General features: G+C 59.8%; 9 protein-coding genes and 1 tRNA gene. 7 read left to right on the plus strand and 3 right to left on the minus strand.

From position 1 onward, the window contains the following. A partial coding sequence (locus tag VFE81_RS22460; protein WP_325046695.1) for a DEAD/DEAH box helicase family protein occupies positions 1–262 on the minus strand: 262 nt, incomplete at its 3' end. A 49-nt stretch (positions 263–311) separates the two neighbouring features. Here VFE81_RS22460 and VFE81_RS22465 point away from each other — a divergent pair. From VFE81_RS22465 to VFE81_RS22495, 7 genes are all read left to right on the plus strand, one after another. Then, a complete protein-coding gene (locus VFE81_RS22465; RefSeq protein ID WP_325046696.1) occupies positions 312–1,484 on the plus strand; it encodes a PD-(D/E)XK nuclease-like domain-containing protein in 1,173 nt (390 codons plus the stop codon). Between the two features lie 205 nt (positions 1,485–1,689). Then, positions 1,690–2,679, plus strand: coding sequence for an AAA family ATPase (locus tag VFE81_RS22470; protein ID WP_325046697.1), 990 nt, complete (start codon positions 1,690–1,692; stop codon positions 2,677–2,679). After that, positions 2,676–2,951: a hypothetical protein gene (locus VFE81_RS22475; RefSeq protein ID WP_325046698.1), complete on the plus strand. Its 276-nt coding sequence runs from the start codon at positions 2,676–2,678 to the stop codon at positions 2,949–2,951. The genes VFE81_RS22470 and VFE81_RS22475 overlap by 4 nt, the downstream gene beginning before the upstream one ends. Beyond that, the gene (locus VFE81_RS22480; RefSeq protein ID WP_325046699.1) at positions 2,948–3,328 is read left to right on the plus strand and encodes a hypothetical protein; all 381 of its coding nucleotides are present in this window, start codon (positions 2,948–2,950) and stop codon (positions 3,326–3,328) included. Before VFE81_RS22475 ends, VFE81_RS22480 begins: the two co-directional genes overlap by 4 nt. Next, positions 3,321–3,545: a hypothetical protein gene (locus tag VFE81_RS22485; protein WP_325046700.1), complete on the plus strand. Its 225-nt coding sequence runs from the start codon at positions 3,321–3,323 to the stop codon at positions 3,543–3,545. Before VFE81_RS22480 ends, VFE81_RS22485 begins: the two co-directional genes overlap by 8 nt. 5 nt (positions 3,546–3,550) lie before the next feature. Next, the gene (gene ssb, locus VFE81_RS22490; RefSeq protein ID WP_325046701.1) at positions 3,551–4,009 is read left to right on the plus strand and encodes a single-stranded DNA-binding protein; all 459 of its coding nucleotides are present in this window, start codon (positions 3,551–3,553) and stop codon (positions 4,007–4,009) included. 31 nt (positions 4,010–4,040) lie between these two features. Next, positions 4,041–4,337 (plus strand): helix-turn-helix transcriptional regulator, encoded by a 297-nt coding sequence (locus tag VFE81_RS22495; RefSeq protein ID WP_325046702.1) that lies wholly within the window; start codon positions 4,041–4,043, stop codon positions 4,335–4,337. A 99-nt stretch (positions 4,338–4,436) separates the two neighbouring features. Here VFE81_RS22495 and VFE81_RS22500 read toward each other — a convergent pair. Both VFE81_RS22500 and VFE81_RS22505 read right to left on the minus strand, forming a co-directional pair. Then, positions 4,437–4,526: transfer RNA gene (locus VFE81_RS22500), tRNA-Ser, on the minus strand. Between the two features lie 210 nt (positions 4,527–4,736). After that, positions 4,737–5,046, minus strand: a 310-nt coding sequence (locus VFE81_RS22505; protein WP_325046703.1) for a hypothetical protein, incomplete at its 5' end; no start/stop codon positions are given.

Here is a 5,046-nt window from a genome sequence, read left to right on the forward strand (position 1 = left end):
CATGCGGAATGCCGAACTCACGGAACTCGCCGGACGTTTGCGTTATCAGGTTTTCGCGGTGAACCGTGAAGATCGTTCGCTTTTTTTTTGCGACCGCCGACGCCGTTATATGGGACGACGTAACGGTTTTTCCGAACCCCGTCGCCGCGCAGCCGAGCACTGATTGATGAGTGCGAAACGCTTCCCGCAGCTTGCTGACGAACTCGACTTGATCGGGGAAAAGGGGGTGCATTGATGAATGATAAGTGTTGACATGGTGCACTTCAACACTTATCGTTCATCATCGTTCATACATCATCACGGAGTGACGAATGCAGCACACCCTACGCCCCGGTGTTTACGATCTGACGAACGACGCCTACCACGGCGGCCCCGGTACATCCAAGTCGGGACTGGACATCCTCCACAAATCAGCAGAGAAATTCGCGTTCGCGAAATCGCCCGACGCACCGGAACGAGTATCGACGCCCTCGCAGGCTTTCGGCTCCGCGTATCACGCGATCGTTTTGGAGCCGGACGTGTTCACCCGCACGTACTGCCTCGGCCTGCGCATGTGTGACGTGCCGGAAGCGATCAATGACGCTGACGTGCTGGTTTCGAAGATTCAAGCGCTCAACGCTGGCCGGCTGCCGAAGCTGCCGAGTAGCGGAACGAAAGACGAACTGATTGACCGCATCCTCGCCGGCCGCGCCGAACAAAACGACGACGTTTCGGAAGTCAGTCGCGCCGCGCTCTGCACGATGAAAGGCGCCGAGCTGAAGACCGAAATCGAACGGCTGAACTTCACGCGCACCGGCCTGCTATCCGTCAGTGGATCACGTCACGAACTGGCCGCCCTACTCCGCGCGAATGGCGTGCCGGTCACGCTCTGGTCAGACGTGCAGGCGGAATGGCTGACGAACAACACCGGCCGCATCGTGTTGTCGGAGAGCGACTGGAACACGCTGCACGCAATGCGCGAAGTGCTCATGCGCCACCCTGCCGCCGGCAAGCTGCTGCGTAGGCGTGGCCGCGCTGAAATGTCGTTCTACTGGGTCGACCCGGAAACCGGCGAGCTGTTGCGCGTGCGGCCCGATAAATACACCGATTGCGGCCTGTGCCTCGACCTGAAGACCGCGCGTGACGCCAGCTTCGACGGCTTCGTGTCGTCGATCCAGTCATATCGCTATGACGTACAGCACCCGTTCTATCTCGACGGCATCGCCGCCGCGATTGAACAGGGCAAGCTCGATATTGCCAAGCCGCGCGCCTTCTTCTTCATTGCCCAGGAAGCGGAACCACCCTACTCGGTTGGCGTGTACAGCCTCGATCCCGAAGACGTGGAGCTCGGCCGGCTGGAATACCGCGCCGATCTGCGCAAGCTCGCGCAGTGCCGCGCTACCGGCCACTTTCCCGGCTACGGCGACGACATCCAACAGATCAGCTTGACGTCATGGCACCGCCAGAAAACAGCGCTCGCTGTGTCGGCGGAGTCAGTGCAGTGAGGCGCACCGAGCTTGCCTCATTGCTCGCGATGGCATTCACGCACATCTCTGTGCCCGTGTACTCCTCGATTCAGGACAGCGGCCAGCTGCCGCCGCCCTGCCGCATGGGCGCAAAGCCGACACGCAACAACCCCTCCCCGAACCACGCGCCTGCCGGCAAACGCCGCCGGCAGTGGCGCTAACTCACTCCAGGAATAACGATCACATGTCAGTTCTCACCATACGCAAAGCGGAGCGCGAAGGCGCGCGACTGGTTATCTGCCTGGCCGGCATCAGCGGCAGCGGCAAGACGTTCACGGCTCTGCAGCTTGCTTACGGCCTCGCGAATTTCAACGCGTTGAAAGTCGGCTTGCTCGATACCGAAAACCGTCGCGGCAGCCTGTATGCCGACATCATCAAGAACGAAGCCGGCGAAACTCAGTCGTTCTTGATTGGTGACCTTGACGCGCCGTACAGCCCGAAACGCTACACGGAAGCCCTGCACGAATTCCAGGCGGCCGGTGTTGAAGTGCTGGTTATCGACAGTGGCAGCCACGAATGGGAAGGCACAGGCGGCTGCGAAGAAATCGCCGAGAACGCCGGACGGAATGGAAATAAAGATTGGGCGCCGGCAAAGGGCGCGCACAAGAAATTCATGAATGTACTGCTTGCATCTGACATGCACATCATCGTTTGCATTCGCGCTCGCGAAAAGATCGACATGAAAGGCAAGGATGCCGCCGGCAAAACAGTCGTGAAGTCGCTCGGCATTCAGCCGATCTGCGAAAAGAATTTCATGTTTGAAATGACGGCAAGCATGCTCATGTGGGACGAGGGACAAAAGCAAGACGTGATGAAGTGCCCGGAAGCCCTGAAGCCGATGTTAGGCCGTGGCAACGGCTACATCACGCCGGCAGATGGCAAGGCGCTACGCGATTGGGTCGACGGTGCGAAAGCGCTTGACCCGCAGGTTGAGACAGCACGCAACATGCTGCGCAGCATCAGCGAGCAAGGCATGGAAGCGTACCGCGCCGCGTGGCCGAAGCTGTCTAAGAAAGTGCAAAAGGCGCTTGCAGATGACGGCTCACACGACCGCCTGAAGCTGGCCGCCGAAGCGTTCGACAAGGCACGCGAAGCTGCCAAGCCTGGCGGCGAAGCGCTTGCAGGCTTCAATGCCGAGCTGGCCGGCGATGACGGCGCGGGCAACTTCGTATGAACGCCGCCGAATTCCTGAAGACACTGCGGACGCTTCGCCGCAGTCATGCCGCCGCGCGCAAGCGTGGCGGGAATCTCACCCCGGCCCAAGTCGTCAGCCGCTGGAATGGCGCGTATGCCAACGGCACGTTGGCGAACTGGCGGCAGGCTAAGCACGGGAGCGAAGGCCTGAAATTCGTCAAGGTTGCCGGCCGCGTGCTGTATCCGCTCGACAAGCTAGTTGATTTCGAAGTGGTCACGTTGGCGATCATTGAGCGGAAGGGTGCGCGATGAAAGGCGGCTTCCACACCACTCCCAACGTACTGGCCGTCGAGACCCTGCAATTCCTGGCCGAGCACGAACACGCGGGCGAAGTCATGGCGATTTTCGCGCCCGGCTATGACTCGCTCGCGTCCGTGCTGCGTCGCGCGTTCGATCAGGCGGCAAAGGGCAAGGGCGCCGAGCGACACGCTCAGGGCGCCCCGTTCGAAGCCCAGCCCATGCAGACGATCAGCGATCTGGTCGGCATCGGCTTCGTGCTGGGTCAGGCGATGAAGAAGGCACAGGAGGCGCAGCGGCTTCCGCACGACGCCGCGGTGCGCGAATTGCTCGGCGCGATTAACTACATCGCTGGCGCGGTGATCTTCATGGAGAAAAATCACCATGGCTGACGTGATCGACATGGCGCAGGACTTCGATGCGTTGAACCTGGCGCAAGGATTGGCCGCGCAGAAGATCAAGGCAGCGCATACCCCACGGCCGCGAGCTGTCGGCCACTGCCTCAACCGCGACTGCGAAGCGCCGTTCAATAACCCGGCGCAGTTGTTTTGCAATCCGGTTTGCGAACGTGTTTACACCCTCATCACCACCCACGGATACAGGCACTAACCACCATGGCATCGCTTAACAAAGTCCAGATTATCGGCAACCTCGGCGACGATCCCGAAACGCGCTTCGCGGCCAGCGGAACGGCGATTACGGAAATCAGCGTCGCCACAACAGAAAAATGGACTGACAAACAGTCCGGCGAAAAGCAGGAAAAAACGGAATGGCATCGCATTACTTTTTTCGGTCGGCAGGCTGAAGTCGTTGGCGAGTACATGAAGAAGGGGCGACCGATTTACGTCGAGGGCCGGTTGCAAACCGACAAGTACGAAAAGGATGGCGTGACCCGCTACAGCACGAAAATCATCGCAAGTGATTTCCAGATGCTCGGCAGCAATGACCGCGACGGGGATCGCCAGCAGGGCGACAGTAATCACCTCCCGCGACCGGCAGGTAATGGCGGTCAGAAGCGGCAAGCTCCACCGCCGGCAGATTCGGGGTACGCCGATGATCAAATTCCCTTTTGACGAATAGCGAATAACACCGGGGCGGCCAGTGATGGCCGCTCTTTTCACACCTCACGACAAAGGCTCGACCATGCAGCACACCGAACAAACCAGCAACGCAACGCCGGATGCAATCGCACAGTCAGTGCGAGAGAAATTCTTGAATGAAAAGCTGCTTGATCTGCCTGAATGTATGCGCCGCACCAGCCTGAAAAAAACTCAGTTTTACGAACTGGTTTCGCTTGGGAAAATCACTCAGCCGGTGAAGATTGGGCGCAGCTCGCGATGGCCGGAGAGCGAAATACAGCAGTACATCGCCGACCTAAAGGCGGCTCGCGTCGTCCACTGACGTTCGCCTAGGCCCGCGAATGAGTATGGGTAGAAACATGGTTACCCTCGCTACAGACGAAAAAAAACCCTTGAAGATCAAGGGTTTTTGTTCAAACAGTGGCGGAGAGAGTGGGATTCGAACCCACGGTAGGCTCACACCTACGGCAGTTTTCAAGACTGCTGCCTTAAACCACTCGGCCATCTCTCCAGAACTCGTTGTACTGACGAGGCGCGCGCTGCGCGCCACTACGGCAGTTTTGTTCCGGGCATCCTGCCCTCCCCCCTTCGGGGCCAGCGGCTTCGCCGCTGTCCGCTTCGGCTTCCTGCCTCCGCGTCAAGACTGCTGCCTTAAACCACTCGGCCATCTCTCCAAACTTGTTGCTGGCAGGCTGGGGCTGCCAGCGAGCGTCGTAGTTTATCAGGAACCTTGCGGCGGGCTAGCGCTTGCGTCCTTCTTCGACAGAGCCATCAAGCAACCCACCAGGATCGCCACCGGGATCAGCGCGCCGATCAGCGGAAACAGCAGCACGGGTTCGCGGATCACCATGGGCACAATCTGTGTGGCGGTGGCGAAGCCGATGGTCCACAGGCGCCAGCGGCGGCTGTGGCGGCCGAACCAGAAGCTGGCGAGGAGGAGGAGCATCGCGATGACCGAGAGGACGAAGTCGATCGTCGGTAGTTGCCACACGCTTGCGAAACCGAGCCGGGTGCCGATGACGGAGGCCAGC

Origin of the sequence: Paraburkholderia sp., assembly GCF_035656215.1 — a bacterium.
In the GTDB taxonomy this organism is placed as follows: Bacteria; Pseudomonadota; Gammaproteobacteria; order Burkholderiales; family Burkholderiaceae; genus Paraburkholderia.

Bases quoted from the DNA above. Each gene is read 5' to 3' on its own strand.
- VFE81_RS22465 (WP_325046696.1), top strand. From the start codon at position 312: ATGCAGCACACCCTACGCCCCGGTGTTTACGATCTGACGAACGACGCC.
- VFE81_RS22470 (WP_325046697.1), top strand. From the start codon at position 1,690: ATGTCAGTTCTCACCATACGCAAAGCGGAGCGCGAAGGCGCGCGACTG.
- VFE81_RS22475 (WP_325046698.1), top strand. From the start codon at position 2,676: ATGAACGCCGCCGAATTCCTGAAGACACTGCGGACGCTTCGCCGCAGT.
- VFE81_RS22480 (WP_325046699.1), top strand. From the start codon at position 2,948: ATGAAAGGCGGCTTCCACACCACTCCCAACGTACTGGCCGTCGAGACC.
- VFE81_RS22485 (WP_325046700.1), top strand. From the start codon at position 3,321: ATGGCTGACGTGATCGACATGGCGCAGGACTTCGATGCGTTGAACCTG.
- ssb (WP_325046701.1), top strand. From the start codon at position 3,551: ATGGCATCGCTTAACAAAGTCCAGATTATCGGCAACCTCGGCGACGAT.
- VFE81_RS22495 (WP_325046702.1), top strand. From the start codon at position 4,041: ATGGCCGCTCTTTTCACACCTCACGACAAAGGCTCGACCATGCAGCAC.